The sequence below is a fragment of the Streptomyces sp. NPDC040718 genome (assembly GCF_055593565.1).
Genome location: NZ_JBVIXO010000001.1, coordinates 854570 through 878588 on the forward strand (window position 1 = coordinate 854570; position 24019 = coordinate 878588).

General features: G+C 71.5%; 23 protein-coding genes and 2 pseudogenes. 11 read left to right on the forward strand and 14 right to left on the reverse strand.

Going from position 1 to position 24019, the window contains the following annotated elements; all coding sequences use genetic code 11:
* Window positions 1–310: 310 nt before the first annotated feature.
* Window positions 311–2074, forward strand: a complete 1764-nt coding sequence (locus ACZ597_RS03950; RefSeq protein ID WP_471324539.1) for an acetyl/propionyl/methylcrotonyl-CoA carboxylase subunit alpha — start codon at window positions 311–313, stop codon at window positions 2072–2074.
* 126 nt (window positions 2075–2200) lie between these two features.
* Here the strand turns inward: ACZ597_RS03950 and ACZ597_RS03955 are convergent, their stop codons facing one another.
* Window positions 2201–3133: a DeoR/GlpR family DNA-binding transcription regulator gene (locus ACZ597_RS03955; RefSeq protein ID WP_471325136.1), complete on the reverse strand. Its 933-nt coding sequence runs from the start codon at window positions 3131–3133 to the stop codon at window positions 2201–2203.
* Window positions 3134–3368: 235 nt separating this feature from the next.
* A complete protein-coding gene (locus tag ACZ597_RS03960) occupies window positions 3369–4808 on the reverse strand; it encodes an NAD(P)H-quinone dehydrogenase (RefSeq protein ID WP_471324542.1) in 1440 nt (479 codons plus the stop codon).
* 162 nt (window positions 4809–4970) lie between these two features.
* Here ACZ597_RS03960 and ACZ597_RS03965 point away from each other — a divergent pair, with 162 nt between their 5' ends.
* The 3 genes from ACZ597_RS03965 (at window position 4971) to ACZ597_RS03975 (ending at window position 8062) form a co-directional block, all read left to right on the forward strand.
* A complete protein-coding gene (locus tag ACZ597_RS03965; RefSeq protein ID WP_007266087.1) occupies window positions 4971–5408 on the forward strand; it encodes a gamma-glutamylcyclotransferase family protein in 438 nt (145 codons plus the stop codon).
* A 125-nt stretch (window positions 5409–5533) separates the two neighbouring features.
* Window positions 5534–6340: a purine-nucleoside phosphorylase gene (locus ACZ597_RS03970; protein WP_471324546.1), complete on the forward strand. Its 807-nt coding sequence runs from the start codon at window positions 5534–5536 to the stop codon at window positions 6338–6340.
* 75 nt (window positions 6341–6415) lie between these two features.
* Window positions 6416–8062, forward strand: coding sequence for a phospho-sugar mutase (locus ACZ597_RS03975; RefSeq protein WP_471324549.1), 1647 nt, complete (start codon window positions 6416–6418; stop codon window positions 8060–8062).
* Window positions 8063–8141: 79 nt separating this feature from the next.
* Here the strand turns inward: ACZ597_RS03975 and ACZ597_RS03980 are convergent.
* From ACZ597_RS03980 to ACZ597_RS03990, 3 genes and pseudogenes are all read right to left on the reverse strand, one after another.
* Window positions 8142–8414, reverse strand: a pseudogene (locus tag ACZ597_RS03980) (IS30 family transposase); the annotation flags it as partial.
* 269 nt (window positions 8415–8683) lie between these two features.
* Window positions 8684–8983 (reverse strand): annotated as a pseudogene (locus tag ACZ597_RS03985) (helix-turn-helix domain-containing protein); the annotation flags it as partial.
* Between the two features lie 791 nt (window positions 8984–9774).
* Complete coding sequence (locus ACZ597_RS03990; protein ID WP_471325139.1) at window positions 9775–9987, reverse strand: hypothetical protein; 213 nt, start codon at window positions 9985–9987, stop codon at window positions 9775–9777.
* A 291-nt stretch (window positions 9988–10278) separates the two neighbouring features.
* On the opposite strand from ACZ597_RS03990, the gene ACZ597_RS03995 reads away from it, so the two are divergent.
* Together ACZ597_RS03995 and ACZ597_RS04000 are read left to right on the forward strand one after the other, a co-directional pair.
* A complete protein-coding gene (locus ACZ597_RS03995; RefSeq protein WP_471324552.1) occupies window positions 10279–11397 on the forward strand; it encodes a helix-turn-helix domain-containing protein in 1119 nt (372 codons plus the stop codon).
* Window positions 11398–11410: 13 nt separating this feature from the next.
* The gene (locus ACZ597_RS04000) at window positions 11411–11989 is read left to right on the forward strand and encodes an HD domain-containing protein (RefSeq protein ID WP_471324555.1); all 579 of its coding nucleotides are present in this window, start codon (window positions 11411–11413) and stop codon (window positions 11987–11989) included.
* 641 nt (window positions 11990–12630) lie between these two features.
* Here the strand turns inward: ACZ597_RS04000 and ACZ597_RS04005 are convergent.
* The 3 genes from ACZ597_RS04005 to afsQ1 are packed head-to-tail and all read right to left on the reverse strand — an operon-like array spanning window position 12631 to window position 15411.
* Window positions 12631–13242: a hypothetical protein gene (locus ACZ597_RS04005; protein WP_471324558.1), complete on the reverse strand. Its 612-nt coding sequence runs from the start codon at window positions 13240–13242 to the stop codon at window positions 12631–12633.
* A gap of 4 nt (window positions 13243–13246) precedes the next feature.
* Complete coding sequence (locus tag ACZ597_RS04010; RefSeq protein ID WP_471324561.1) at window positions 13247–14737, reverse strand: sensor histidine kinase; 1491 nt, start codon at window positions 14735–14737, stop codon at window positions 13247–13249.
* Window positions 14734–15411, reverse strand: a complete 678-nt coding sequence (gene afsQ1, locus ACZ597_RS04015; protein ID WP_470967296.1) for a two-component system response regulator AfsQ1 — start codon at window positions 15409–15411, stop codon at window positions 14734–14736. The genes ACZ597_RS04010 and afsQ1 overlap by 4 nt, the downstream gene beginning before the upstream one ends.
* A 203-nt stretch (window positions 15412–15614) precedes the next feature.
* On the opposite strand from afsQ1, the gene ACZ597_RS04020 reads away from it, so the two are divergent.
* Window positions 15615–16319: a SigE family RNA polymerase sigma factor gene (locus tag ACZ597_RS04020; protein ID WP_471324564.1), complete on the forward strand. Its 705-nt coding sequence runs from the start codon at window positions 15615–15617 to the stop codon at window positions 16317–16319.
* Between the two features lie 181 nt (window positions 16320–16500).
* Here the strand turns inward: ACZ597_RS04020 and ACZ597_RS04025 are convergent, their stop codons facing one another.
* Window positions 16501–17133 carry a uridine kinase family protein gene (locus ACZ597_RS04025; RefSeq protein WP_471324566.1) on the reverse strand — a complete coding sequence of 211 codons (633 nt, stop codon included), beginning with the start codon at window positions 17131–17133 and terminating at the stop codon, window positions 16501–16503.
* 143 nt (window positions 17134–17276) lie between these two features.
* Here ACZ597_RS04025 and ACZ597_RS04030 point away from each other — a divergent pair, with 143 nt between their 5' ends.
* Window positions 17277–17651, forward strand: coding sequence for a hypothetical protein (locus tag ACZ597_RS04030; RefSeq protein WP_471324568.1), 375 nt, complete (start codon window positions 17277–17279; stop codon window positions 17649–17651).
* Between the two features lie 79 nt (window positions 17652–17730).
* Here the strand turns inward: ACZ597_RS04030 and ACZ597_RS04035 are convergent, their stop codons facing one another.
* The 3 genes from ACZ597_RS04035 to deoC are packed head-to-tail and all read right to left on the reverse strand — an operon-like array spanning window position 17731 to window position 21061.
* On the reverse strand, window positions 17731–18636 hold the full coding sequence (locus tag ACZ597_RS04035) for an aldehyde dehydrogenase family protein (RefSeq protein WP_471324570.1): 906 nt from the start codon (window positions 18634–18636) through the stop codon (window positions 17731–17733).
* Window positions 18636–20093 carry an aldehyde dehydrogenase family protein gene (locus ACZ597_RS04040; RefSeq protein WP_471324572.1) on the reverse strand — a complete coding sequence of 486 codons (1458 nt, stop codon included), beginning with the start codon at window positions 20091–20093 and terminating at the stop codon, window positions 18636–18638. The genes ACZ597_RS04035 and ACZ597_RS04040 overlap by 1 nt, the downstream gene beginning before the upstream one ends.
* 5 nt (window positions 20094–20098) lie before the next feature.
* A complete protein-coding gene (deoC, locus tag ACZ597_RS04045; protein ID WP_471325141.1) occupies window positions 20099–21061 on the reverse strand; it encodes a deoxyribose-phosphate aldolase in 963 nt (320 codons plus the stop codon).
* Between the two features lie 137 nt (window positions 21062–21198).
* On the opposite strand from deoC, the gene ACZ597_RS04050 reads away from it, so the two are divergent.
* The 3 genes from ACZ597_RS04050 to ACZ597_RS04060 all read left to right on the forward strand — a co-directional run bounded on the left by ACZ597_RS04050 (window position 21199) and on the right by ACZ597_RS04060 (window position 22787).
* Window positions 21199–21831: a PH domain-containing protein gene (locus ACZ597_RS04050; protein WP_471324575.1), complete on the forward strand. Its 633-nt coding sequence runs from the start codon at window positions 21199–21201 to the stop codon at window positions 21829–21831.
* Between the two features lie 114 nt (window positions 21832–21945).
* A complete protein-coding gene (locus ACZ597_RS04055) occupies window positions 21946–22521 on the forward strand; it encodes a VanZ family protein (RefSeq protein WP_471324578.1) in 576 nt (191 codons plus the stop codon).
* A gap of 53 nt (window positions 22522–22574) precedes the next feature.
* Window positions 22575–22787 (forward strand): PspC domain-containing protein, encoded by a 213-nt coding sequence (locus ACZ597_RS04060; RefSeq protein WP_471324581.1) that lies wholly within the window; start codon window positions 22575–22577, stop codon window positions 22785–22787.
* A gap of 46 nt (window positions 22788–22833) precedes the next feature.
* Here ACZ597_RS04060 and ACZ597_RS04065 read toward each other — a convergent pair whose 3' ends face one another.
* A complete protein-coding gene (locus ACZ597_RS04065; protein ID WP_471324584.1) occupies window positions 22834–23601 on the reverse strand; it encodes a hypothetical protein in 768 nt (255 codons plus the stop codon).
* A 128-nt stretch (window positions 23602–23729) separates the two neighbouring features.
* Window positions 23730–23996 carry a hypothetical protein gene (locus ACZ597_RS04070; protein ID WP_471324587.1) on the reverse strand — a complete coding sequence of 89 codons (267 nt, stop codon included), beginning with the start codon at window positions 23994–23996 and terminating at the stop codon, window positions 23730–23732.
* Window positions 23997–24019 lie beyond the last annotated feature (23 nt).

The following is a 24019-nucleotide window of genomic DNA, read 5'->3' on the forward strand; positions in this document are numbered from 1 at the left end:
GGGCCCGCTTCGTTACGGGAAAGGCGCCGCACGGGTGACCGTGACGGCTCTCACTCAAAGAATGCATAGGCCGTTCGTAGGGACTCCACAAAGAATCAGCGGGGGCCGCTGACCCGCCGAACAGAGACCTGCCCCTCCCAACGGGGTTACTGTGCAGTCGGGGATCTCCCTGACCTGGGGCGACACACGGGATATCGCACTCAAGGGGCAATCGAATCACGCTCCGTGTGGGCAAGGTCACCACCGGGGAAGGGTCGTAAGGCCGTGTCGGCAGTCCCTAAACTCAGCTTGTTTCAAGGAGGGAGCCATCGTGCGCAAGGTGCTCATCGCCAACCGTGGCGAAATCGCTGTCCGCGTTGCTCGGGCCTGCCGGGATGCCGGGATCGCGAGCGTAGCCGTCTACGCCGATCCGGACCGGGACGCCCTGCACGTCCGCGCGGCAGACGAAGCTTTCGCGTTGGGCGGTGACACCCCGGCAGCCAGCTACCTCGACATCGCGAAGGTCCTGCAGGCCGCCGCGGACTCCGGTGCGGACGCCATCCACCCCGGATACGGCTTCCTCTCCGAGAACGCCGACTTCGCCCAGGCCGTGCTCGACGCCGGCCTGACGTGGATCGGCCCGCCGCCGCAGGCCATCCGCGACCTCGGCGACAAGGTGGCCGCCCGCCACATCGCCCAGCGCGCCGGGGCCCCCCTGGTCGCGGGCACCCCCGACCCCGTCTCCGGGGCCGACGAGGTCGTCGCCTTCGCCCAGGAGCACGGCCTGCCCATCGCCATCAAGGCCGCCTTCGGCGGTGGCGGCCGCGGCCTCAAGGTCGCCCGCAACCTCGAAGAGGTGCCGGAGCTCTACGAGTCCGCCGTTCGCGAGGCCGTGGCCGCCTTCGGCCGCGGCGAGTGCTTCGTCGAGCGCTACCTCGACAAGCCGCGCCACGTCGAGACCCAGTGCCTCGCCGACTCGCACGGCAACGTGGTCGTCGTCTCCACCCGCGACTGCTCCCTCCAGCGCCGCCACCAGAAGCTCGTCGAGGAGGCCCCGGCCCCCTTCCTGACGGAAGCCCAGAACGCCGAGCTCTACGCCGCGTCCAAGGCCATCCTCAAGGAGGCCGGCTACGTCGGCGCGGGCACCGTCGAGTTCCTCGTCGGCACCGACGGCACCATCTCCTTCCTGGAGGTCAACACCCGCCTCCAGGTCGAGCACCCGGTGACCGAAGAGGTCGCCGGCATCGACCTCGTCCGCGAGATGTTCCGCATCGCCGACGGCGAGGAGCTCGGCTACGGCGACCCCGAGCTGCGCGGCCACTCCTTCGAGTTCCGCATCAACGGCGAGGACCCGGGCCGGAACTTCCTGCCCGCCCCCGGCACCGTCACCCTCTTCGCCCCGCCGACCGGCCCCGGCGTGCGCCTGGACGCGGGCGTCGAGACCGGCTCGGTCATCGGCCCCGCCTGGGACTCGCTGCTCGCCAAGCTGATCGTCACCGGCGCCACCCGCGAGCAGGCCCTCCAGCGCGCCGCGCGCGCCCTGGCGGAGTTCAACGTGGAGGGCATGGCCACCGCCATCCCCTTCCACCGCGCGGTCGTCGCCGACCCGGCCTTCGCCCCGGCCGACGGCACCCCGTTCAAGGTCCACACCCGCTGGATCGAGACGGAGTTCGTCAACGAGATCAAGCCCTTCGCCGCTCCGGCGGCCGAGGAGACCGAGGACGAGCCGGGCCGCGAGACGGTCGTCGTCGAGGTGGGAGGCAAGCGCCTGGAGGTCTCCCTCCCGTCCTCGCTGGGCATGACCCTGGCCCGCACGGCCGCCGCGGGCGGTGCCAAGCCGAAGCGCCGCGCCGCCAAGAAGTCCGGCCCGGCCGCCTCCGGCGACACCCTGGCGTCCCCGATGCAGGGCACGATCGTCAAGGTCGCGGTCGAGGAGGGCCAGCAGGTCAACGAGGGCGACCTGGTCGTCGTCCTGGAGGCGATGAAGATGGAGCAGCCGCTGAACGCGCACCGCTCCGGCACCGTCGTCGGCCTGACCGCCGAGGTCGGCGCGTCCCTCACCTCGGGCGCCACGATCTGCGAGATCAAGGACTGACACCCCGCCCGCTCACGCGAAGGCCCCCGCCCGGGATCCCGGGCGGGGGCCTTCGCGCATCCGGCCGCTGTCCGACGGGCCGCCCTGGCGGGGACGGCCCGGCAGCACACCGGCTCCGCCGAGCGGCTAGCGGCGCCGCATGTCCGCGACCCGCGCCCGCTCCCCGGCCTGCTGCTCCAGCAGCGACGCGGGGGCGCTGCGCAGCTGGGCGGTGGGCCCGCCGCGCCGCTGGACCGGCAGCGGGGTCTCCCGCCGCGGCCTGCGCCCCGGCATGCCCTCCCCGTGGCCGCCGGCGCCGCCGCCGGCCACCGGCGCCGACCCCGCCACGGTGATCTGCACGCCCTGGTCGGCCAGCGCCTGGAGCTCCGTCGCCGCACGTTCGTCGTGCTGCGGGGGCTCGTCCGTCACCAGCCGCGTCATCACGTCCGTCGGCACGGTCTGGAACATCGTGTCCGTGCCGAGCTTCGTGTGGTCGGCCAGTACGACGACCTCCGCCGCCGCCTGCACCAGCGCCCGGTCCACGCTCGCGGAGAGCATGTTGGACGTGGAGAGCCCGCGCTCGGCGGTCAGGCCGCTCCCGGACAGGAAGGCCCGGGAGACCCGCAGCCCCTGGAGGGACTGCTCGGCGCCGCTGCCCACGAGGGCGTAGTTCGAGCCGCGCAGCGTGCCGCCGGTCATCACCACCTCCACCCGGTTGGCGTGCGCCAGCGCCTGGGCGACGAGCAGCGAGTTGGTGACGACGGTCAGACCGGGCACCCGCGCGAGCCGGCGGGCCAGCTCCTGGGTCGTGGTACCCGCGCCGACGACGACGGCCTCGCCTTCTTCGACGAGGCCGGCCGCTACATCGGCGATGGCGGTCTTCTCCGCCGTCGCGAGATGGGACTTTTGCGGAAAGCCGGACTCCCGCGTGAAACCGCCCGGCAAAACCGCACCGCCGTGCCGGCGGTCGAGGAGTCCTTCTGCCTCCAGTGCCCGCACGTCCCGCCGTACGGTCACTTCGGAGGTCTGGACGACGCGGGCGAGCTCACGGAGCGATACCGCACCGTTGGCCCGCACCATTTCGAGGATCAATTGGCGACGTTCAGCAGCGAACACGAAACTGACAGTAACCCCAACGACCGTCTGCTTTCAGCTCTTTGCGCCGGAATACCGAAGTTGTCCATACGGTGCCCCGGCAGGTGGTATACGCGGCGGGCCCGCTGCCGGCCCGCGCCACCACGCGCTCCCGCCCCACCTCGGCTTCCGCCCCAACCCGCGTACGGGAAGAGGCGGTTGGGCCTCGGGGCGGGACTCCTTACGCCTCGCCGCCCGCCTTGCGGGTGTGCAACTGGCGGGCCACTTCGGCGATCGAACCGGACAGCGAGGGGTACACGGTGAACGCGTTTGCGATCTGCTCGACGGTCAGGTTGTTGTCGACGGCGATCGAGATGGGGTGGATCAGCTCGCTCGCGCGCGGCGAGACGACGACGCCGCCCACCACGATCCCGGTGCCCGGACGGCAGAACAGCTTCACGAACCCGTCCCGGATGCCCTGCATCTTGGCGCGCGGGTTGCGCAGCAGCGGCAGCTTCACCACGCGGGCGTCGATCTTGCCGGCGTCCACGTCGGCCTGGGTGTAGCCGACGGTGGCGATCTCGGGGTCGGTGAAGACGTTCGAGGAGACCGTCTTCAGGTTCAGCGGGGCCACCGCGTCGCCGAGGAAGTGGTACATCGCGATGCGCCCCTGCATGGCGGCGACGGAGGCGAGCGCGAAGATCCCGGTCACGTCGCCGGCGGCGTACACGCCCGGCGAGGACGTGCGCGACACCTTGTCGGTCCAGATGTGCCCGGACTCCTTGAGCCGGACCCCGGACTCCTCCAGGTTCATGTCCTTGGTGTTCGGGATCGCGCCGACCGCCATCAGGCAGTGGGTGCCCGTGATCACACGGCCGTCGGAGAGGGTGACCTCGACCCGGTCGCCCACCCGCTTGGCGGACTCGGCGCGCGAGCGGCCGATGACGTTCATGCCGCGGCGGCGGAAGACGTCCTCCAGGACGGCGGCCGCGTCCGGGTCCTCACCCGGCAGCACGCGGTCGCGCGAGGACACCAGGGTCACCCGGGAGCCCAGCGCCTGGTACGCGCCGGCGAACTCGGCACCGGTCACACCGGAGCCGACGACGATGAGCTCCTCGGGGAGCTCCTCCAGGTCGTACACCTGGGTCCAGTTCAGGATCCGCTCCCCGTCGGGCATCGCGTCCGGGATCTCGCGGGGGTGCCCGCCGGTGGCGATCAGCACGGCGTCGGCGGTGAGGATCGTCTCCGTGCCGTCGGCGGCGGTGACGATGACGTCCCGCGTGCCGTCGATGCCCTGCGGGCCGCCGAGCTTGCCGCGGCCGCGCATGACGCGGGCGCCGGCCCGGGTCACGGACGCGGTGATGTCGTGGGACTGGGCCAGGGCGAGGCGCTTCACGCGCCGGTTCACCTTGCCGAGGTCCACGCCGACGACGCGCGCGGCCTGCTCGATGTGCGGGGTGTCGTCCGCGACGACGATCCCCAGCTCCTCGTACGACGAGTCGAAGGTCGTCATGACCTCTGCGGTCGCGATGAGGGTCTTCGAGGGGACGCAGTCGGTCAGCACCGACGCCCCGCCCAGACCGTCGCAGTCGACGACGGTCACCTCCGCGCCGAGCTGGGCCCCCACCAGGGCTGCCTCATACCCGCCGGGTCCGCCGCCGATGATCACGATCCGGGTCACGAAAAGTCCGCCTCACGTCTACCCGGCCGGCTGCCGCCCCGGCCGGTGTTCCGGGGGTTCTCCCCGGGGGATGCATTCCGTGCCCCATTGTCCCGCACGCTTCAAGGTGCTCGCACCATCCGGACACGCGTGCCGGGGCGACCCTCCCGTACCCTCGACCTCATGTCGCTCTACGCCGCGTACGCCGGCAACCTCGACCCGCGGCTGATGACGCGCCGCGCTCCCCATTCGCCGCTGCGCGGAACGGGCTGGATCAACGACTGGCGGCTGACCTTCGGCGGCGAGCAGATGGGCTGGGAGGGCGCCCTCGCCACCATCGTGGAGGCCCCCCGCCAGCAGGTGTTCGTCGCCCTGTACGACATCGCCCCGCTGGACGAGGACTCCATGGACCGCTGGGAGGGTGTCGGCCTCGACATCTACCGCCGCATGCGGATCCGCGTCCACACCCTGGACGGCGAGGAGGCGGCCTGGTGCTACGTCCTCAACGGCTACGAGGGCGGCCTGCCCTCGGCGCGCTACCTGGGCGAGATCGCGGACGCCGCCGAGTCGGCCGGCGCTCCGCACGACTACGTCATGGAACTCCGCAAGCGCCCCTGCTGAGGCCCACCGGCCCCCGCCCGCACGGGCGGAGGGGGACGATTCGGCGGAAACGACAAGGCAACGATCCGAACACCGTGAGCTGCGCCATCTACGCGCGTAGGCGATAAGCGGCTACGCTCGTCTGCGTGAACGCATCTGTTACCGACCCCTTCGCCGCCGCCGACGCCGCCGCCGCCCGCCTCCGCGAGCTCACCGGCGTCGAATCCCACGATGTCGCCCTCGTCATGGGCTCCGGCTGGGCCCCCGCCGCAGAGGCGCTCGGCGCCCCCGAGTCCGAGTTCCTCGTCACCGAGCTGCCCGGCTTCCCCCCCGCCGCCGTCCAGGGCCACGGCGGCAAGATCCGCTCGTACAAGATCGGCGACAAGCGCGCCCTGGTCTTCCTCGGCCGGACCCACTTCTACGAGGGCCGCGGCGTCGCCGCCGTCGCCCACGGCGTGCGCACCGCCGTCGCCGCCGGCTGCAAGACCGTCGTCCTGACCAACGGCTGCGGCGGCCTCCGCCAGGGCATGCAGCCCGGCCAGCCGGTCCTGATCAGCGACCACCTCAACCTGACGGCCACCTCGCCGATCGTCGGCGCGAACTTCGTCGACCTCACCGACCTGTACTCCCCGCGCCTGCGCGCGATGTGCAAGGAGATCGACGAGACCCTCGAAGAGGGCGTCTACGTCCAGTTCCCCGGCCCGCACTACGAGACCCCGGCCGAGATCAACATGATCCGCGTCATGGGCGCCGACCTGGTCGGCATGTCCACCGTGCTGGAGGCCATCGCCGCCCGTGAGGCCGGCGCCGAGGTGCTCGGCATCTCCCTGGTCACCAACCTGGCCGCGGGCCTGTCCGGCGAGCCGCTGAACCACGAAGAGGTCCTCCAGGCCGGCCGCGACTCCGCCGCCCGCATGGGCACGCTGCTCACGCAGGTCCTCGCCCGCATCTGATCGACACGATCGACACCCGACGATCGACACCCGACGATCGACATCGACCGACGTACGAGAGGTAAGGCGGAAGCAGTGCAGGAACAGGACGACCTCCTCACCCGGGCCCGGGCCTGGCTGGCCGAGGACCCCGACCCGGAGACGGCGGCGGAGCTCGCGGCCCTGATCGACGCCGGCGACACGGCCGAGCTCGCGGACCGCTTCTCCGGCACGCTCCAGTTCGGCACCGCCGGACTGCGCGGCGAGATCGGCGCCGGTCCGATGCGGATGAACCGCTCCGTGGTCATCCGCGCCGCGGCGGGCCTCGCGGCCTACCTGAAGGCCCAGGGGCACGACGGCGGCCTGGTCGTCGTCGGCTACGACGCGCGCTACAAGTCGGCCGACTTCGCCCGCGACACCGCCGCCGTGATGACCGGCGCCGGACTGCGCGCGGCCGTCCTGCCCCGGCCGCTGCCGACGCCCGTCCTCGCGTACGCCATAAGGCACCTCGGCGCCGTCGCCGGCGTCGAGGTGACCGCGAGCCACAACCCTCCCCGGGACAACGGCTACAAGGTCTACCTCGGCGACGGCTCCCAGATCGTGTCCCCCGCGGACACCGAGATCGCGGCGCAGATCGCGGCCGTCGGCGCGCTGGCCGACGTACCGCGGCCCTCGGACGGCTGGCTGCAGCTCGACGAGGAGGTCCTGGAGGCCTACCTGACCCGCACGGACGCCGTCCTTACCCCCGGCTCCCCCCGGGGCGTGCGGACCGTCTACACGGCCATGCACGGCGTCGGCAAGGACGTCGTCCTCGCCGCCTTCGCCCGCCACGGCTTCCCCGCCCCGGTGCTCGTCGCCGAGCAGGCGGAGCCGGACCCGGCGTTCCCGACGGTCGCGTTCCCGAACCCGGAGGAGCCGGGCGCCATGGACCTGGCCTTCGCGAAGGCCGCCGAGGTCCAGCCCGACATCGTCATCGCCAACGACCCGGACGCCGACCGCTGCGCGGTCGCCGTCCCGGACAACGGCGGCTGGCGCATGCTCCGCGGCGACGAGGTCGGCGCGCTGCTCGCGGCCCACCTGGTCCACAAGGGCGCGCAGGGCGTCTTCGCCGAGTCGATCGTCTCCTCCTCCCTCCTCGGGCGGATCGCGGAGGCGGCCGGCGTCGGCTACGAGGAGACCCTGACCGGCTTCAAGTGGATCGCCCGCGTCGAGGGCCTGCGCTACGGCTACGAGGAAGCCCTCGGCTACTGCGTGGACCCCGAGGGTGTCCGCGACAAGGACGGCATCACCGCCGCCCTGCTGGTCGCCGAGCTCGCCTCCACGCTCAAGGAGCAGGGCCGCACCCTGACCGACCTGCTGGACGACCTGGCGATGGCCCACGGCCTGCACCACACCGACCAGCTGTCGGTCCGCGTCTCGGACCTGTCGGTCATCGCCAACGCCATGGCGCAGCTGCGCGCCGAGCCCCCGGCCTCCCTGGCGGGCCTGCGGGTGGTCTCGGCGGAGGACCTGTCGCAGGGCACTGAGAAGCTTCCGCCCACGGACGGCCTGCGCTACTACCTGGACGGCGACTACAAGGCCCGCGTCATCTGCCGCCCGTCCGGCACGGAGCCCAAGCTCAAGTGCTACCTGGAGGTGGTCGTCCCGGTCGCCGAAGCCTCCGACCTGGCGAGCGCCCGCGTCCGGGGCCAGGAGATCCTGGACGCGGTGAAGAAGGACCTCGCGGCGGCGATGGGCCTCTGAGCCCGCGTCCTCAGCGCCGCGACGGCCCCCTCAGCTTCGGGGCGGTTTCTAGGGATCGTTGCAACACGTGGTCGGTTGGTTAGGCCGCGAGCAGTTTATGCAGGCGCTCGGCTGGGGTTTCCCAGCCGAGCGTTTTGCGTGGGCGGCCGTTGAGCTGGGCGGCGACGGCTTCGAGGTGCTCACGGCTGTGGACGGACAGGTCGGTGCCCTTGGGGAAGTACTGACGGAGCAGCCCGTTCGTGTTCTCGTTCGAGCCGCGCTGCCAGGGGCTGGCGGGGTCGCAGAAGTGGACCGGGATGTCGGTGGCGAAGGTAAAGGAGCCATGCGCGGCCATCTCCGAGCCCTGGTCCCATCGTGGACCACGTGCATCTCCGGCCGGTCGGGGAACGTCCGGCGCAGACTCTCGCAGATCTGTTCCGGGCTCCACTTCCGGTCCAGGCCGTCCTGGACGTAGTCCCGCAGCTCGGGGTTCTGACCGATCTTGCCGGGCTTTGGGCGGGGCCGGCGGGCATCGGCGCGGGCCTGAGCGGCGTGCGGCCGGTACTGGCCGTTGACCGGGTGCCGGTTGCGGCGTATCTCGCGGCTGACCGTGGACGGGCTGCGGCCCAGCTCGGCCGCGATAGTCCGGACGGCGGCCTTCTCACGCAGCCGGTCCGCGATGTGGATCCGGTCCGCCTCGCGCAGATAACGCGAAGGACCGGACGAGGGCGCTACCGCTGTGAGCGGTAGCGCCCCTCCGGTCCTGCCGGACGGGGCTCGGCCGTTACGCCACCGCTTCCCCGTCCGATAGTTGATGCCGACGATCCGGCATGCCTCCCGATGACTCACGCCTTGCTGCATGAGCTGAAGGTAGGCATGCCGTTCATCCGTCAGCCGACGTGGTCCCCGGTTGACCGAACGGTCCCGGATCTCGAAGTCCATCGCACTCCCCAGGCTGGGGTGTTGCGACGATCACTAGAACTCAAGTTCGGCTGAGGGGGCCGTCGGCGTACGGGGCTTGCGGCGGAGGCCGGCTACCTCCCCCTCGGGGGGGTGGGGGCGGGGTCCCCTTGGGCGGTCTCAGGGAGGGTTGGGGCTTCCCGTCAGTCCCATCGTCCTTCCGGGGCGGGCCGGTCCCTCAAGGGCGCTCCTTCGTCGCGTCGCTACGCGATCGCCTTCGGCGACCCTTGACCGACCGGCCCGCCCCGGAAAGCCGAAAGACTGCCGGGAAACCCCCAAAGAAACGGCACGGTCCAGAGGAGCAGGGACGGGCCTGTCAGGGACGGACGGCGGGGCCGGGCGCCGGCCCGCCGGGCATCCGGGCCCTCAAGAGCCGCCATCCCGGGCCAGGGGCGCGACTACCCGCACGAGAGGTCGACCAGAGCGACCTCCGGAGCCCCCGGGCGCAGCAGATCGCTACGCGCTCCTGTCGTCTCAGCGTCCGGCGACCGCCCTGAGCTGATATCCGCACCAGAGGACGAACAGAGCAGCCCAGGGATCGGATGGACGCCTGAGATCGCTACGCGCTCCTCTGGTCTCGGCGGCCGGCGGCCCTCTCGGGCTGATACCGGCGCCAGAGGGGCGTCAGAGTTCTAGACCGGTGGGCGTCCGGGGGTCGGGGTGGGTGGGGGTGAGGGGAGTGAGGAGACCACCCAGCGCCGGCGTGGGTGGGGCGGCGGGCTTGGTGCTGCACGGGGGCGGCGGGAGCGGAGTAGACATGGCTCTCCTGAGGGTCAGTGGGTGGCCGGCTCGATGTTGGTGACTGCCGTGGTGAACTCGCGGCCGGAGGCGTTGCGGATGTAAGCGAGCTCCATCCAGCGTTCGATGCCGGTGTCGGAGACGTTCTCGTTGATCACCGCCATCAGCACGCCCTCAGTACCGGACGCGATGTCGCGCACGCGGCGGCGAAGGAGCCTGTGGGGGATGTACTCGTAGCACTCACTCATGTCCTCCTCCATGGAATCGACGAAGCGCTCCCACCCGGCGCGCGCTCGGGCGAGAAGCTCCGGACTTGGTGCGGAAACGCCTTCCGGCTCCGGCCAGGACACGACAAAACGCTTGCCGCCCGGAGGCTGTGCGCTGGCGGCATCCTTCTCTGCTGCGTTCAAGACGGCCCCATGTCGCTACGCTGAGTGGTCTGCTTGTCACTGTCCTACGAGCGTAGGTACATCGCCCGACCGGTCGAAGTGACTGTTGGTACGGGTACTTGGCGGAGAATCCGAGGGCCTGGAGGTGCTGTGGTCGGCAAGGGACGTACCAACCTGACCATCAGTCCGGGAAGTCGACGGCCCAGCCGTCTCGGGACGGTTTCCGGGTATGTCTTCCGGGTCATCCGGGAGCAGCTCGGCCACACTCAGGAGACCCTCGCGGAGGCCTTTCACCTCTCGACGGACGCCATCGCGGGATGGGAATCCGGCAGACGGCCGCTCACGGCTCTCTCCGTCGGTCAGATGCTCGGACACCGTCATCGGCTCATGCACATGGGGACTCCGGCAGCCTTACTCACCGCCTTGGAAAGGGCGATGGAGTCAGACGTCCTGTTGCTGAGTGCCCTCGAAGGGGATAAGTCGGCCAGCATCAGCCCTCTCGGCTCGTGGGTCATGCAACGCGACCTGGTGGAAATCCTGGCCTGGCCATTGAACGGCGAAGCGCCGGAGTCCATGCGTGCGCTGCCGCCTTCGATTCGCTCCCGGCGCGGCCCGGTGCCAAGAGGGCCCGAGTTGGACGTGGCAGAACGCACCCGGTTCTTCCAGTACCTGCGCACGACAGCCGAGGAGGCACGTGCCGCCGACCAGTTCCTGCTGCGCCGCCAAGCCCTGTACCTCGCGGGCTACGACCAGGCAGAGGACACCGTCGACTGGCTGATGCAGCAGCAAAAGGCGGAACGACCCAACGACTGGCTCACCCGTTGGCTCAATGCCCGTTCCGTGGCCGCCGTTGCGGCCCGTCAAGGTGACCGGGAGCGCATGGGGCATTTCATCTCCGCCACGCTCGAAGGCGATGACTTGGGAGAGACCGCCAACCTCAACTACTGGGCGTACTGGACCGGCGAGGCCGCGCACCCCCAGCTCTCCGATGATTTCATCGTGGAGACCGATCCCGCCTCCTGGCAAGGACACAAGCTCTTCCAGCATTTGGTGAAGGGGCTCAGGCCGCAACACGGCTACTTCGACCTGAACGTGCACACCCTCTGGGCACTCCTGGCGGCCCGCCCCAGCCTCCTGAAGACGGCCACTTCCACTACCCGAGACCTGCGGGCCCGGATGCCCGTGCTGTTGGATGGCACCGAGCCCTCGACCGGATCGCGTCGGGAGCTTGAAGGCATTCGGTACGCAATCCGCCTCGCTGAGGCGTGAGAAGGAGACAGACGTGGCTGACGACCTGTCCGCGGTGGCGCGATTCCTCTACGAAGCCGGAACGCTCAAGAACGCACGCCGCACGGGCTGGTGGATGGCAGGCATCAACAACCCCGAGAGTGTGGCCGAGCACTCCTGGCGCACGTCCCTGATCGCCTCCGTCATCGCCAAGCTGGAGGGCGCGGACCCGGCCCGCGCAGCCTTCCTCGCCGTGTGGCACGACACCCAGGAAACCCGCAGCGGCGACGTGAATCACTTGGGCAAGAAGTACTCCCCGTCCGCCGACCCCGCCGCGATCACGGCCGACCAGACGGCCGGCATGCCCGACCTCCTCGCCGCAACCATCCAAGAACTCGTAGCGGAATACGAGGCCAAGGAAACACCCGAATCGATCTGCGCCCGGGACGCCGACAAGCTTGAGTGCATGCTCCAGGGCATCGAGTACAAGGCACAGGGCTACGCGAACGCCCAACGCTGGATCGACAACAGCCGCGCCCGCCTGACCACCGAAACCTCCCAGCGCCTCGCCGACGAACTCCTCGCCCAAGGCACCCTGGACTGGCTCCGCGCAGCCATGGGCGAGCAGCCCTGATCCCCCGGCGATCCGATCAGCCCCGGACGGCCGTCAGCCGCCGAGACCAGAAAAGCGCGTAGCGATCTCACGCGCCCGTCCGCTCCCTGAGCTGGTCTGATCGACCTCTGGTGCGGGTATCAGCCCCGGACGGTCGTCGGACGCTGAGACGACGGGAGCGCGTAGCGATCTGGCGCGCCTGGGGGCGCCGCAGGTCGCTCTGATGAACCTCTCGTGCGCATGGCCGCGCCCCGGCCCGGAATCTCGGCTCTTGAGGGCCCGGATGCCCGGCCGGCCGACCCCCGGCCCCTCGCCTCATCGCTGAGAGACCCGCCCCTCCCCCTCTGGACCGTGCCGTTCTTTTGGGGGCTTCCCGTCAGTCTTCCGGCTTTCCGGGGCGGGTCGGTCGGTCAAGAGTGGAGCGAAGCGACATCGCGCAGCGACGCGACGAAGGAGCGCCCTTGAGGGACCGGCACGACACGGAAGGACGATGGGACTGACGGGAAACCCCCAAACCGGCCATGAGACCGCCTGGGCAGGACGCCGCTCCCCACCCCACCGGCCCGCAGACAAGGGGGCGGGTGGGCAGCCGCCGTCCCGCCCCCACCCCCTCGAGGGGGAGATGGCCGGCCCGCGCCGCAAGCCCCGTACGCCCCCGCCCCCTACGACGCCGAAGGCGACGCCACCGGCGTCGGCGAGGCCAGGTCGCCCAGGGTCGGGACGGACTCCGGGCGGGACCGGACCGCGTCCGTGCACTCCCACGCGCGTGGCGGGTCGGCGTTCGGGCCGCCGAGGACCACCGGGCCCGGGCCGGCCGAGACGGCCTCGCTCGCCGACAGGGTGCACACGATCTGCGCCAGCGCCACCGGCGGGAGGTCCTCCGGCTTGCGGCTGAGCCGCAGCGTTCCCGCCGGGTCGCCGGGGCGGGCCGGGACGGCGGCCAGCTGGTCGGGGACGCTGGTGGTGAAGCCGCCGTCGCGTTCCTCCGCCGACGGGCTGCGTTCCAGTTCCTCCAGCAGCGCCTGCGCGACCAGCACCACGGGCTGCCCCGTGGCGCGCTTCTCGGGGACGGGAACAACGCGTTCCACACCCACCAGCTGCGATCCGCACACCAGCTCCACCGTGGCCCGGAAGCCCTGGACCCCGCTCTGGCCCGCCTGCTGTCCGGCGGTCTCGCAGGACACCCGCGACGGGGCCGCGCCCACGTCGACCGGCACGGTCGTGGCCCGGATGCCGCATCCGGACAGGAGGGCCGCACCCACGGCCAGCGTCACAGCCCTACGCCTCCACGCCGCCACCGGCGATCACCGCCCCCACGTCCATCGGGAGCCGCAGCGTGAACACGGCCCCGCCTTCCGGCCCGTTCGCGGCGGTGATGTCGCCGCCGTGGATGTGGGCGTTCTCCATCGCGATCGACAGGCCGAGCCCGCTGCCGTCCGACTTCGGCCGGGACGCGCTCGCCTTGTAGAAGCGGTCGAAGACGTGCGGCAGCACTTCCTCCGGGATGCCCGGCCCGTTGTCCCTGACCGCGATGACCAGCCACTCCCCCTCCACGCACACCGACACCCGCACCGGCGAGCCGCCGTGCTTGAGCGCGTTGCCGATGAGGTTGGCGAGGATGACGTCCAGGCGGCGCGGGTCGAGGCGTGCCACGATCCCGCGGCCGGCGTCGAGTTCGACCGCGTCCAGCCAGGCCCGCGCGTCGATGCAGGCGGTGACCTGGTCGGCGACGTTCACGTCGTCCAGCACCAGCCGGGCCGTTCCCGCGTCGAAGCGGGTGACCTCCATCAGGTTCTCCACCAGGTCGTTCAGCCGGCGCGTCTCGCTCACCACCAGGCCCACCGCCGGGGCGATCATCGGGTCGAGGTCCTCGACCTCCTCCTCCAGCACCTCGGCGACCGCCGTCAGTGCCGTGAGCGGTGTGCGCAGTTCGTGCGACATGTCGGCCACGAAGCGCCGACTGGCCTCCTCGCGGGCGCTCATGTCGGCGACCTTCTTCTCCAGCGCCTCCGCCGTGCGGTTGAACGTCCTCGCCAGGTCGGCGAGTTCGTCGGTCCCCGACACGTCGAGCCGGTGGTCGAGCTCGCCTTCGCCGAGGCGTCGTGCCGCGTCTCCGAGGCGCTGTACGGGCTTCAGGACGGTGCGTGCCGCGCCCTGCGCGAGCAGCGCGGACCCGAGCAGGGCCAGGCCCGTGGCGATGGTCAGGGACCAGCCGAGCGCGTTGAGGTCGTCCCGTTCGGTGGCGAGGGACTTGTACATGTAGCCGGTGGGGCCGCCGCCCACGATCCGGGTGCCGCCGACCAGGTACGGGTTGCCCTGCGGCTTCGTCCGCTGCCAGTACATGTGGTACTCGGCGTCGTTGGCGGCGGTGGTCTTCTGCCGGTCGTTGACGGCGTACTGGAGGGACTTCGGTACGTCGTTCAGCCCGAAGGGGACCGCGCCGGCGGCGCCGATGACCTTGCGGCCGTCCTTGCGTTCGTGGACGAGCAGCACGCTGTACCCGGGGCTGCTGCCCGCCATCAGCTCGGCGGTGCGCTGTATCTCCTCGGGCGTCGGGTCGGCGGGCAGTGCCGCGGCCCGGTTCTGCATCTCCTGGCGGAAGTCGCCGAGGGCCGCGTCCTGGGTACGGGTGAGCACGGCCTCGCGGTTGAGCCAGTACGCGATGCCGGACGCGGAGACCGCGGCCACCAGCGCGACGAGCGCGAACACGACGAGGAGGCGCAGCCGCAGGCTGGTCCAGCGCCGGCCCGCGAACAGGGCCTTGGTCACTGTGGGGAGTCCAGCCGGTAGCCGACACCCCGGACGGTACGGATCAGCGTGGGCGAGGAGGGCACTTCCTCGACCTTGGCGCGCAGCCGCTGCACGCAGGCGTCGACGAGCCGCGAGTCCCCGAGGTAGTCGTGCTCCCACACCAGCCGCAGCAGCTGCTGGCGGGAGAGCGCCTGGCCGGGGCGGCGGCTGAGTTCCAGCAGCAGCCTCAGCTCGGTCGGGGTGAGCTGGAGGTCCTCGCCGTTCTTCGTCACGGTCATCGCGGACCGGTCGATGACGAGGGACCCGAAGGTGGCGGAGTCGCTCGCCTCGCGTTCGCCGCGGCGCAGCACGGCCCGGATGCGCGCGTCGAGCACGCGCCCCTGGACGGGCTTGACGACGTAGTCGTCGGCTCCGGACTCCAGGCCGACGACGACATCGATGTCGTCGCTGCGCGCGGTGAGCAGGATGATCGGCAGCTGGTCGGTGCGGCGGATCCGCCGGCACACCTCGAAGCCGTCGATCCCGGGCAGCATGACGTCGAGCACGATCAGGTCCGGCCGCTGCTCGCGCAGCAGTTTCAGGCCGTCCTCGCCCGTCGCCGCGGTGGCCACTCGGTGGCCCTGGCGTGACAGGGAGAGTTCGAGGGCCGTGCGGATGGCGTCGTCGTCCTCGATCAGCAACAGGAAAGGCACGGGCTCATTCTGTCCCATCGGCCGTCCGCACTTCGACCGTCGGGACGGTGGCAATCGCGAGGGGCGCAATCGCGCCACGGTCTGGCGCACGGGTGGCTGTGACAGGCCTGTGACAGTCGGCGGACACCCTGGTTATACCCGGCGGGCAGTCTTTTCTCATCGACACGACGGACCGAAGCAGACTCCACGACGGGGGGCGCGAGATGAACACGCTGCACAGCACCACGACCAGCGCGGTCGTCACGCGGCTGCACGATGTGAACCGCCGGGCGGGTGTCCGTACGGTGACGGTCGCCCGTCAGCGGCCGGCACACGTCACAGCCATTGACGCGAAGCAGTACCAGGCGGTTCCCGCGCAGCGCACGGCGCCGGCCCCCTCCTCCACGTCGGAGGCGGAGTTCACGGCGTACGTCCAGGAGCGGCGGGCGGCGCTGTACGCGACGGCCTTCCACCTCACCGGCGACCGCCACGAGGCCGAGGACCTGCTGCAGAGCGCGCTGTTCTCCACGTACCGCGCCTGGGACCGGATCAGCGACAAGGCCGCGGTGGGCGGGTACCTGCGCCGCACGATGACGAACCTGCACATCAGTGCCTGGCGCCGGCGGAAGCTGAACGAGTACCCGACCGAGGAGCTGCCGGAGACGGCGTCGGACACGGACGCGATGCGCGGTACGGAGCTGCGCGCGGTGCTGTGGCAGGCGCTGGCCCGGATCCCGGAGCCGCAGCGCACGATGCTGGTGCTGCGCTACTACGAGGGCCGTACGGACCCGGAGATCGCGGAGATCCTGGGCATCAGCGTCGGCACCGTGAAGTCGAGCATCTGGCGCTCGCTGCGCCGGCTGCGCGAGGACGAGGTGCTGAGCTTCGGGCGTGACGAGTCGGAGTCCTTCGGGGAGCTCGTCGCGTAACCGGAAAGACCATGGGGCCAGGGGGTCCGTCCTACGGGGGTGGGACGGGGGCCGCAGGGGGAGAAGAGGCGGGATCAAGCGGCCGGGGGTCCGCGTGATCCCGCCTTTTCACTTTGTCCGGGAGTTTCCGGGAGTTTCCGGTGGGTTCCGGGGGGGGGCCGGGGTGCCGTCGCCGGGTCCGTCAGATGGCGGTGGGGGTGCGGTGGCGGCCGGCGGCAGCGGCGGCCAGCCGGCCGAGGGCCTCGTCGCGGCCGCAGGCGTGGGCGCCGAGGGCGACGTGGCGGGCGACGATGCCGCGTTCGGCGCGCATCAGGCGGTAGCCGCGGCGCAGCAGGAACGGCACGGACTTGCGGCCTTCGCGCAGGTCGCGCAGGAAGCGGCGGCGGAAGGTGGTCGAGGGGCGGCCGCGCAGGCAGATGGCGTCGGCGAGCAGGCCCAGTTCCTGGCAGCGGGCCGCGATGTCGGCGGCGAAGATGCCCTCCGCGATGAACAGCGGGGTGCGGTCGATGTCGAGGGTCTCCGTGCCGGTCCGGGAGGACGAGGCGATGGAGTAGACGGGGACTTCGGTGCGGCCGGCGGCGCAGAGTTCCGCGATGGCGGCGACGGCGGTGTCCGCGTCCCAGGAGAGCGGGGAGTCCCAGTCGATGTCGGAGCTGCCTTCGACCAGCGGGAGGGTCGGGTCCGTCGCTTCTTTGTAGAAGTCGTCCAGGCGCAGTACGGGGAGGCCCGACCGGGCCGCGAGCGAGGACTTGCCGGAACCCGAGGGGCCGGTCAGCAGTACGACGCGCGTGGGAAGGGGAGATGAACAGCTCACGGGAGACCAGTGTGAGGCATTACCCGGCGTATCAACACACTGCCGACAGCCCCTGCGACCGGTCTCACACGGCGGGTTGGAATCCGGGAGACCGCCTCCACTACTCTGTGTGCGCACGCGACTACGACCACAGGCAGGAACCCATGGCCCGTCACGCAGCCCCCGAACCCTCTCCGCACCGGCTCCGCGCCGCCGGCCTGAGCCTGTCCATGGCCGGTGCGGCCCTGGCGATGTCGGCCGGCGGGGCCCAGGCCTCGCAGACGCACCTCCAGGCGGCCGAGACCGACCTCCAGGCGGCGGTGGCGGGGGTCGCCAATCCGCTCGGGGACCTCAAGGTGAACCCGCTCGCCAACACCGGGGTGGACCCGCTGGACAACGGGGTGGCGACGAAGGTCGCGGACTTCCCGGCCGTGGGCACCACGATGGTGACGGGGATCCTGACACAGGGGCCGTCGGTGAAGGAGCTGCCGACGGCGGCGGTCGGCTCGCTGCTGGGGCCGGTGCTCCCCAAGGGCTAGCGGACGCGTGAAGGCCCTGGCAGCTCGGGGGTTTCGCTGCCAGGGCCGGTCTCACGGGGGCCGTTCCAGAACTGCCGGCCTAGTACGAGGAGCCGCCCGAGCCCAGCGAGCCCGTCGGGTGCCAGACCGTCTTGGTCTCCAGGAAGGCCGTCATCCGGTGGGTGCCGGGGTCGGCGGTCCAGTCGTCCACAGGCTGTGGACGCAGGACGCGCTTGAGGTTGTCGGCCGCAGCGATCTCCAGCTCCTTGGCGAGGGCCGCGTCGGCGCCCGCCAGGTCGATGGCGTTGACGTCCTGGTGGGCCGCCAGGTGGGGGCCCATCTCGGCGGCCTTGCCGGAGAGGATGTTGACCACGCCGCCGGGCAGGTCGGAGGTGGCCAGCGCCTCGCCCAGGGAGAGGGCGGGGAGCGGGGCCTCCTCGCTGGCGATGACGACCGCGGTGTTGCCGGTCGCGATGACCGGGGCGATCACCGAGACGAGGCCCAGGAACGACGACTGCTGCGGGGCGACGACGGTGACGACACCGGTCGGCTCCGGGGTGGAGAGGTTGAAGAACGGGCCCGCGACCGGGTTGGCCCCGCCCACGATCTGGCCGATCTTGTCGGTCCAGCCCGCGTACCAGACCCAGCGGTCGATGGCCGCGTCCACGACCGCGCCGGCCTTGGACTTCGACAGGCCCTCGGCCTCGCCGACCTCGCGGACGAACTGCTCGCGGCGGCCCTCCAGCATCTCGGCGATGCGGTAGAGGATCTGGCCGCGGTTGTAGGCGGTGGCGCCGGACCAGCCGCCGAAGGCCTTGCGCGCGGCGACGACCGCGTCACGGGCGTCCTTGCGGGAGGACAGCGGGGCGTTGGCCAGCCAGTTGCCCTTGGAGTCGGTCACCTCGTACACCCGGCCGCTCTCGGAACGGGGGAACTTGCCCCCGACGTACAGCTTGTAGGTCTTGAAGACGTTCAGACGGGTCGCAGAAGACTCAACAGCACTCATCAGCGCTCACCCTTCGGGTTCGACGGGGCGAGGTAGCCCTCCAGGCCGTGGCGGCCGCCCTCGCGGCCGAAGCCCGACTCCTTGTAGCCGCCGAAGGGCGAGGTCGGGTCGAACTTGTTGAACGTGTTGGCCCACACCACACCCGCGCGGAGCTTGTTGGCGACCGCGAGGATGCGGGAGCCCTTCTCCGTCCAGATGCCGGCGGACAGGCCGTACTGGCTGTTGTTGGCCTTGGCGACGGCCTCGTCGGGGGTGCGGAAGGTCAGCACGGACAGGACCGGGCCGAAGATCTCGTCGCGGGCGACGGTGTGCGCCTGGGTGACGTTCGTGAAGAGCGTCGGGGCGAACCAGTAGCCGGCGGACGGCAGCTCGCAGGCCGGGGACCAGCGCTCGGCGCCCTCGGCCTCGCCGGTTTCGGCCAGGGCCGTGATCCGGGCGAGCTGTTCGGCGGAGTTGATCGCGCCGATGTCGGTGTTCTTGTCGAGCGGGTCGCCCAGGCGCAGCGTGGAGAGGCGGCGCTTGAGGGAGTCGAGCAGCTCGTCGTGGATCGACTCCTGGACCAGGAGGCGGGAGCCCGCGCAGCAGACCTGGCCCTGGTTGAAGAAGATGCCGTTGACGATGCCCTCGACGGCCTGGTCGATGGGGGCGTCGTCGAAGACGATGTTGGCGCCCTTGCCGCCCAGCTCCAGGGTGACCTTCTTGTCGGTGCCGGCGATCTGGCGGGCGATGGCCTTGCCGACCGCGGTGGAGCCGGTGAAGGCGACCTTGTCGACGTCCGGGTGGGCGACGAGTTCGGCGCCCGCGTCCCCGTAGCCGGGGATGATGTTGACGACGCCCTTGGGCAGGCCGGCCTGGCGGCAGATGTCCGCGAAGAACAGCGCCGAGAGGGGGGTCGTCTCCGCCGGCTTCAGGACGACGGTGTTGCCGGTGGCGAGCGCCGGGGCGATCTTCCACGCGAGCATCAGCAGCGGGAAGTTCCACGGGATGACCTGGCCGGCCACGCCGAGGGGGCGGGGGTTCGCGCCGTAGCCGGCGTGGTCGAGCTTGTCGGCCCAGCCCGCGTAGTAGAAGAAGTGCGCGGCGACCAGGGGGAGGTCCGCGTCGCGGGTCTCCTTGATCGGCTTGCCGTTGTCCAGGGTCTCCAGGACGGCCAGCTCGCGGCTGCGCTCCTGGATGATCCGGGCGATGCGGAAGAGGTACTTGGCGCGCTCGGAGCCGGGCAGCGCGGACCACTTCTCGAAGGCGCGGCGGGCGGCCTTGACGGCGCGGTCCACGTCGGCGGCACCGGCCTGGGCGACCTCGGCCAGCACCTCCTCGCTGGAGGGGCTGACGGTCTTGAAGACCTTGCCGTCGGCGGCGTCGGTGAACTCGCCGTCGATGAAGAGCCCGTAGGAGGGGGCGATGTCGACGACCGAGCGGGACTCGGGGGCCGGTGCGTACTCGAAGAGGGATGCCATGGTGATCAGTCCACCGTCACGTAGTCGGGACCGGAGTAACGCCCGGTGCTCAGCTTCTGGCGCTGCATGAGCAGGTCGTTCAGCAGGCTGGAGGCGCCGAAGCGGAACCACTCGTTGGTCAGCCAGTCCTCGCCCGCGGTCTCGTTGACCAGGACCAGGAACTTGACGGCGTCCTTGGTGGTGCGGATGCCGCCGGCCGGCTTCACACCGATCTGGATTCCAGTCTGCGCCTTGAAGTCGCGTACGGCTTCGAGCATGAGCAGGGTGTTGGCGGGTGTGGCGTTGACGCCGACCTTGCCGGTGGAGGTCTTGATGAAGTCGGCGCCCGCGAGCATGCCGATCCAGGAGGCGCGGCGGATGTTGTCGTACGTCGACAGCTCGCCGGTCTCGAAGATGACCTTGAGGCGGGCGGCGCTGCCGTCGGGGCGGACGCAGGCCTCCTTGACGGCCTTGATCAGCTCGTACGTGTCCAGGTAGCGGCCGGCGAGGAAGGCGCCACGGTCGATGACCATGTCGATCTCGTCGGCGCCGGCGGCGACGGCGTCCCGGGTGTCGGCCAGCTTGACCGGCAGGGCGGCGCGTCCGGCCGGGAAGGCGGTGGCGACGGAGGCGACCTTGACGTCGGCACCGTTCAGCGCGGCCTTGGCGGTGGCCACCATGTCGGGGTAGACGCAGACCGCGGCGGTCATGGGCGTGCTGCGGTCGGTCGGGTCGGGGTTGACGGCCTTGGCGGAGAGCGCCCGGACCTTGCCCGGGGTGTCCGCACCCTCAAGCGTGGTCAGGTCGATCATCGAGATGGCCAGGTCGATGGCGTACGCCTTGGCCGTCGTCTTGATCGAGCGGGTGCCGAGCGAGGCCGCGCGGGCCTCCAGGCCGACTGCGTCTACGCCGGGCAGCCCGTGCAGGAAGCGGCGCAGCGCGCTGTCGGACGTCGTCACGTCAGCGAATGCGGTGAGGGTGGTGGGCATGGTCACCAGATGAGCATATCTACGCGCGTAGCGCCTGTCACCCCCCACGATGCACATATGGGCGTGAGATCCGTCATCGGAGCTTCCGGGGCCGCGTGCCCGTACCTCCCGGCGGACCATGCGGCACAATCGGCGGCATGACTACGCCCTCCCCCCACGAGCCGGTCTACGCCGACCGCGTCTACCGCTCCCCCATGGCCGTCGTCTCCGGGGTGCTGCTGCTCGCGCTGGTCGCCTGGCTGTGCGGGGACGCCGTCGTCCGGGGCGGGGGGAGCGCGCGGTGGATCGGCATCGCGGTCGCGCTCGTCGCCGTCCCGCTGATCGTGGCGTTCACCCTCCGCCCGGCCGTCTTCGCCAACGACGACCGGATGCGGATCCGCAACCCCTTCCGGATCATCGAGCTGCCCTGGGCCGCCATCGACGCGGTACGCGCCGGGTACTCGGCGGAGGTGCTGGCGCAGGGGTCGAAGTACCAGCTGTGGTCGGTGCCGGTGTCCCTGCGCGAGCGCAAGAAGGCGGGCAGGCAGCTGAGCCGCCGGGAAGCGCTGCGCGGCACGGGCACGGCGGCCAAGGACGGCGGGGCGGCGGCGCCGGCCGCGCGGACGCGGGCCACCGCCGACCGGGCCGTGGACGAGCTGCGAGAGCTCGCCGAGCGCGGGGCCGGCCGGCCCGGCGCGCAGGGCGGCGTCCGCGTGCGGTGGGCGTACGAGATCATCGCGCCGGCGGTGGTGGGCGCGGTACTGCTGGCCGTACTGCTGGCCACGGGCTGACCGCGGCCCGCCCGCCACGTCTGCCGATCGGGACATCCGCTGAGCTGCCGTAACCACTGCGTAACGGACACCGCTGCCGGAACCGGCGCCGCCGGGGGGTGCGTCCTCGCAGGTGTGCACCGTCATGAGGGCAGCGGCAGCGCCGCCACCGCCACAAAGCTCCCGGTCCGCTCGCGGCTCCTGAGCGGGGCCCTGCTGGCCGCGCATCTGCTGCTCGTCGGATGGCTGACCCTGAGCCCGCTGGACGTCCCCTGGGCGGCGGCCGCGAACCTGACGCCGCTGGAGGGCATCAGGGCGGACCTCGCCTACGGCCCGCTGGAGGCCGCGCAGCGGATCGGCGAGGGGCTGGCGCTGCTGGCCCCGCTGGGGGTGCTGCTGCCGCTGGCCGGGGGGCGGCTGGCGCCCGGGCCGCTGGCGGCCTGGTCCTCGCTGGCCCGGACGGCGGCCGCGGCCGTACTGATCTCGCTCGGCATCGAGATGCTCCAGACCGCCGTCCCGGGACGGGTGCTGGACGTGGACGCGCTGCTGCTGAACACCGCCGGGGTGGTGATCGTCCACCTGGCCGTCGTCCCCGTGCTGCGCGCCCGGCTGCGCCGCACGCACGCGTCTCAGGGGCCCACCCCGAGAATTACCAGGGTCGGCATCGGACCCTGGACCGAGGTCCTTTCGGCGGTACCGCGCGAGTATTGAGGCATCGCGGAAGGGAAAATCCCGGAGCGCGATCCCCTACGAAGGAGAAGACAATGAGCGCGATTACCCGCCCCCGTGAAGGACGGATGATCGGCGGCGTCTGCGCCGGGCTCGCACGGCGTTTCGGTATCAAGGCCCGCACGATGCGGATCATCTTCGTGGCCTCGTGCCTGCTGCCCGGACCGCAGTTCCTCATCTACCTGGCGCTGTGGCTGCTGCTCCCGAACGAGAAGGCCGGCGCCGGCTCGGCGCAGACGGCCTGGTAGATCCCCCGGACGCCCGAACGGCGCCCGAGCCGCGCTCCGGCGGGACTCAGCCCGCCTTCCCGACCTTTTCGAGCTGCTTGTCGGCGACTTCCTGCGGGACCAGCGCCTTCTGGTCCGCGGCGGCCACGTTCAGCGCCATCAGCCGCACGACCCGGTCGCCCTGGCGTACGACGACCAGGTGGACCGGCGCCGAGACGCCCTCGGCGGTGGCGGTCGTGGTCCAGCTGACCGTCTCGTCGCCCGCCGTCTTGTACGGGACGGCCTTCACGTCCCGGTAGCGGCCGGTCTGCTTCTCGACGGTGGCGGTGAAGCCCGTACCGCAGGCCGCGACGGCCTCGCGCAGCCGGGCGACGACCCGCTTGGCCTCGGCCTCCCCGTAAGAGCTGACGGAGGCGGAGACCGCGAGTCCGACCTGCTTCTGGGAGCCGATGCCGCGGTTGACCGTCTCGCGGGCGGCCGGGTCGGGCTTGTCGCCCATGATGTCGGCGAGCGGCTGGCAGGCCTTCTTGTCGGCCTGCGGCTGGCCGTCGGGGGCGTTCGGGTTCTTGCCCTGCGCGGAGATCTGGTAGCCGGCGAGGTCGCCCTGGACGAGGGCGGCCCGTTCCAGGCTCGCGTCCTTGGCCTTGGGCGCGGCGGGGGCCGCCGGGGCGCCGGGCGCGCCCGAGGGGCGGGCGGCTGCGGAGCCCTTGGGGTCGGGGGTCTTCCCGGGTGCGGAGGGGTCCGTACCGCCGCCGCACGCGACCGCTCCGAGGAGCAGGGCGGGGAGCAGCGCGAACCTCGTCGCGGGCGCCGTGAATCGTGCCGTGATGCGCATGACCGAACCTCATACCCATTGCGTCGGCGGGCAGTTGGTGGTGATCGTGGCACACCGCGCGACGCGGCGCACACCTCCTCGAAGGGGCGTGCACCGCGGGCACGTGCGTGCGATTTCCGGGGCTACGGTCAGCCGAGGGCGCCGAGCGGGCCGGCCACCGGAGCCAGGCCGCCGAGCAGCTGGCCGACGGGGGCGGCGGCGTCGGCGGCCTCGCCCTCCTGCCCGGCCTGCTGCGTCTGGTCGGTGAGGGAGCCGGTGGCGCTGGTCAGGGAGCCGAGGGTGTCCGTCAGGCTGGCGGCGGGGAGCGCCGAGGCGGAGGCGGTACCGGCGGCGCCCGCGGCGAGGGCGGCACCAATCACAGCGACACCGAGGGACTTGGCAGCAGACTGCTTCATGAAAAATCGTCCTTGCGACGGGG

Excerpts from the sequence above, each read along its gene's own strand:
- ACZ597_RS04070 (WP_471324587.1), bottom strand. The coding sequence starts at position 23,996 with ATGAAGCAGTCTGCTGCCAAGTCCCTCGGTGTCGCTGTGATTGGTGCC.
- ACZ597_RS04050 (WP_471324575.1), top strand. The coding sequence starts at position 21,199 with ATGACTACGCCCTCCCCCCACGAGCCGGTCTACGCCGACCGCGTCTAC.
- ACZ597_RS04040 (WP_471324572.1), bottom strand. The coding sequence starts at position 20,093 with ATGGCATCCCTCTTCGAGTACGCACCGGCCCCCGAGTCCCGCTCGGTC.
- ACZ597_RS04035 (WP_471324570.1), bottom strand. The coding sequence starts at position 18,636 with ATGAGTGCTGTTGAGTCTTCTGCGACCCGTCTGAACGTCTTCAAGACC.
- deoC (WP_471325141.1), bottom strand. The coding sequence starts at position 21,061 with ATGCCCACCACCCTCACCGCATTCGCTGACGTGACGACGTCCGACAGC.
- ACZ597_RS04065 (WP_471324584.1), bottom strand. The coding sequence starts at position 23,601 with ATGCGCATCACGGCACGATTCACGGCGCCCGCGACGAGGTTCGCGCTG.
- ACZ597_RS04060 (WP_471324581.1), top strand. The coding sequence starts at position 22,575 with ATGAGCGCGATTACCCGCCCCCGTGAAGGACGGATGATCGGCGGCGTC.
- ACZ597_RS04020 (WP_471324564.1), top strand. The coding sequence starts at position 15,615 with ATGAACACGCTGCACAGCACCACGACCAGCGCGGTCGTCACGCGGCTG.
- ACZ597_RS03955 (WP_471325136.1), bottom strand. The coding sequence starts at position 3,133 with ATGGTGCGGGCCAACGGTGCGGTATCGCTCCGTGAGCTCGCCCGCGTC.
- ACZ597_RS03990 (WP_471325139.1), bottom strand. The coding sequence starts at position 9,987 with ATGAGTGAGTGCTACGAGTACATCCCCCACAGGCTCCTTCGCCGCCGC.
- ACZ597_RS03965 (WP_007266087.1), top strand. The coding sequence starts at position 4,971 with ATGTCGCTCTACGCCGCGTACGCCGGCAACCTCGACCCGCGGCTGATG.
- ACZ597_RS04030 (WP_471324568.1), top strand. The coding sequence starts at position 17,277 with ATGGCCCGTCACGCAGCCCCCGAACCCTCTCCGCACCGGCTCCGCGCC.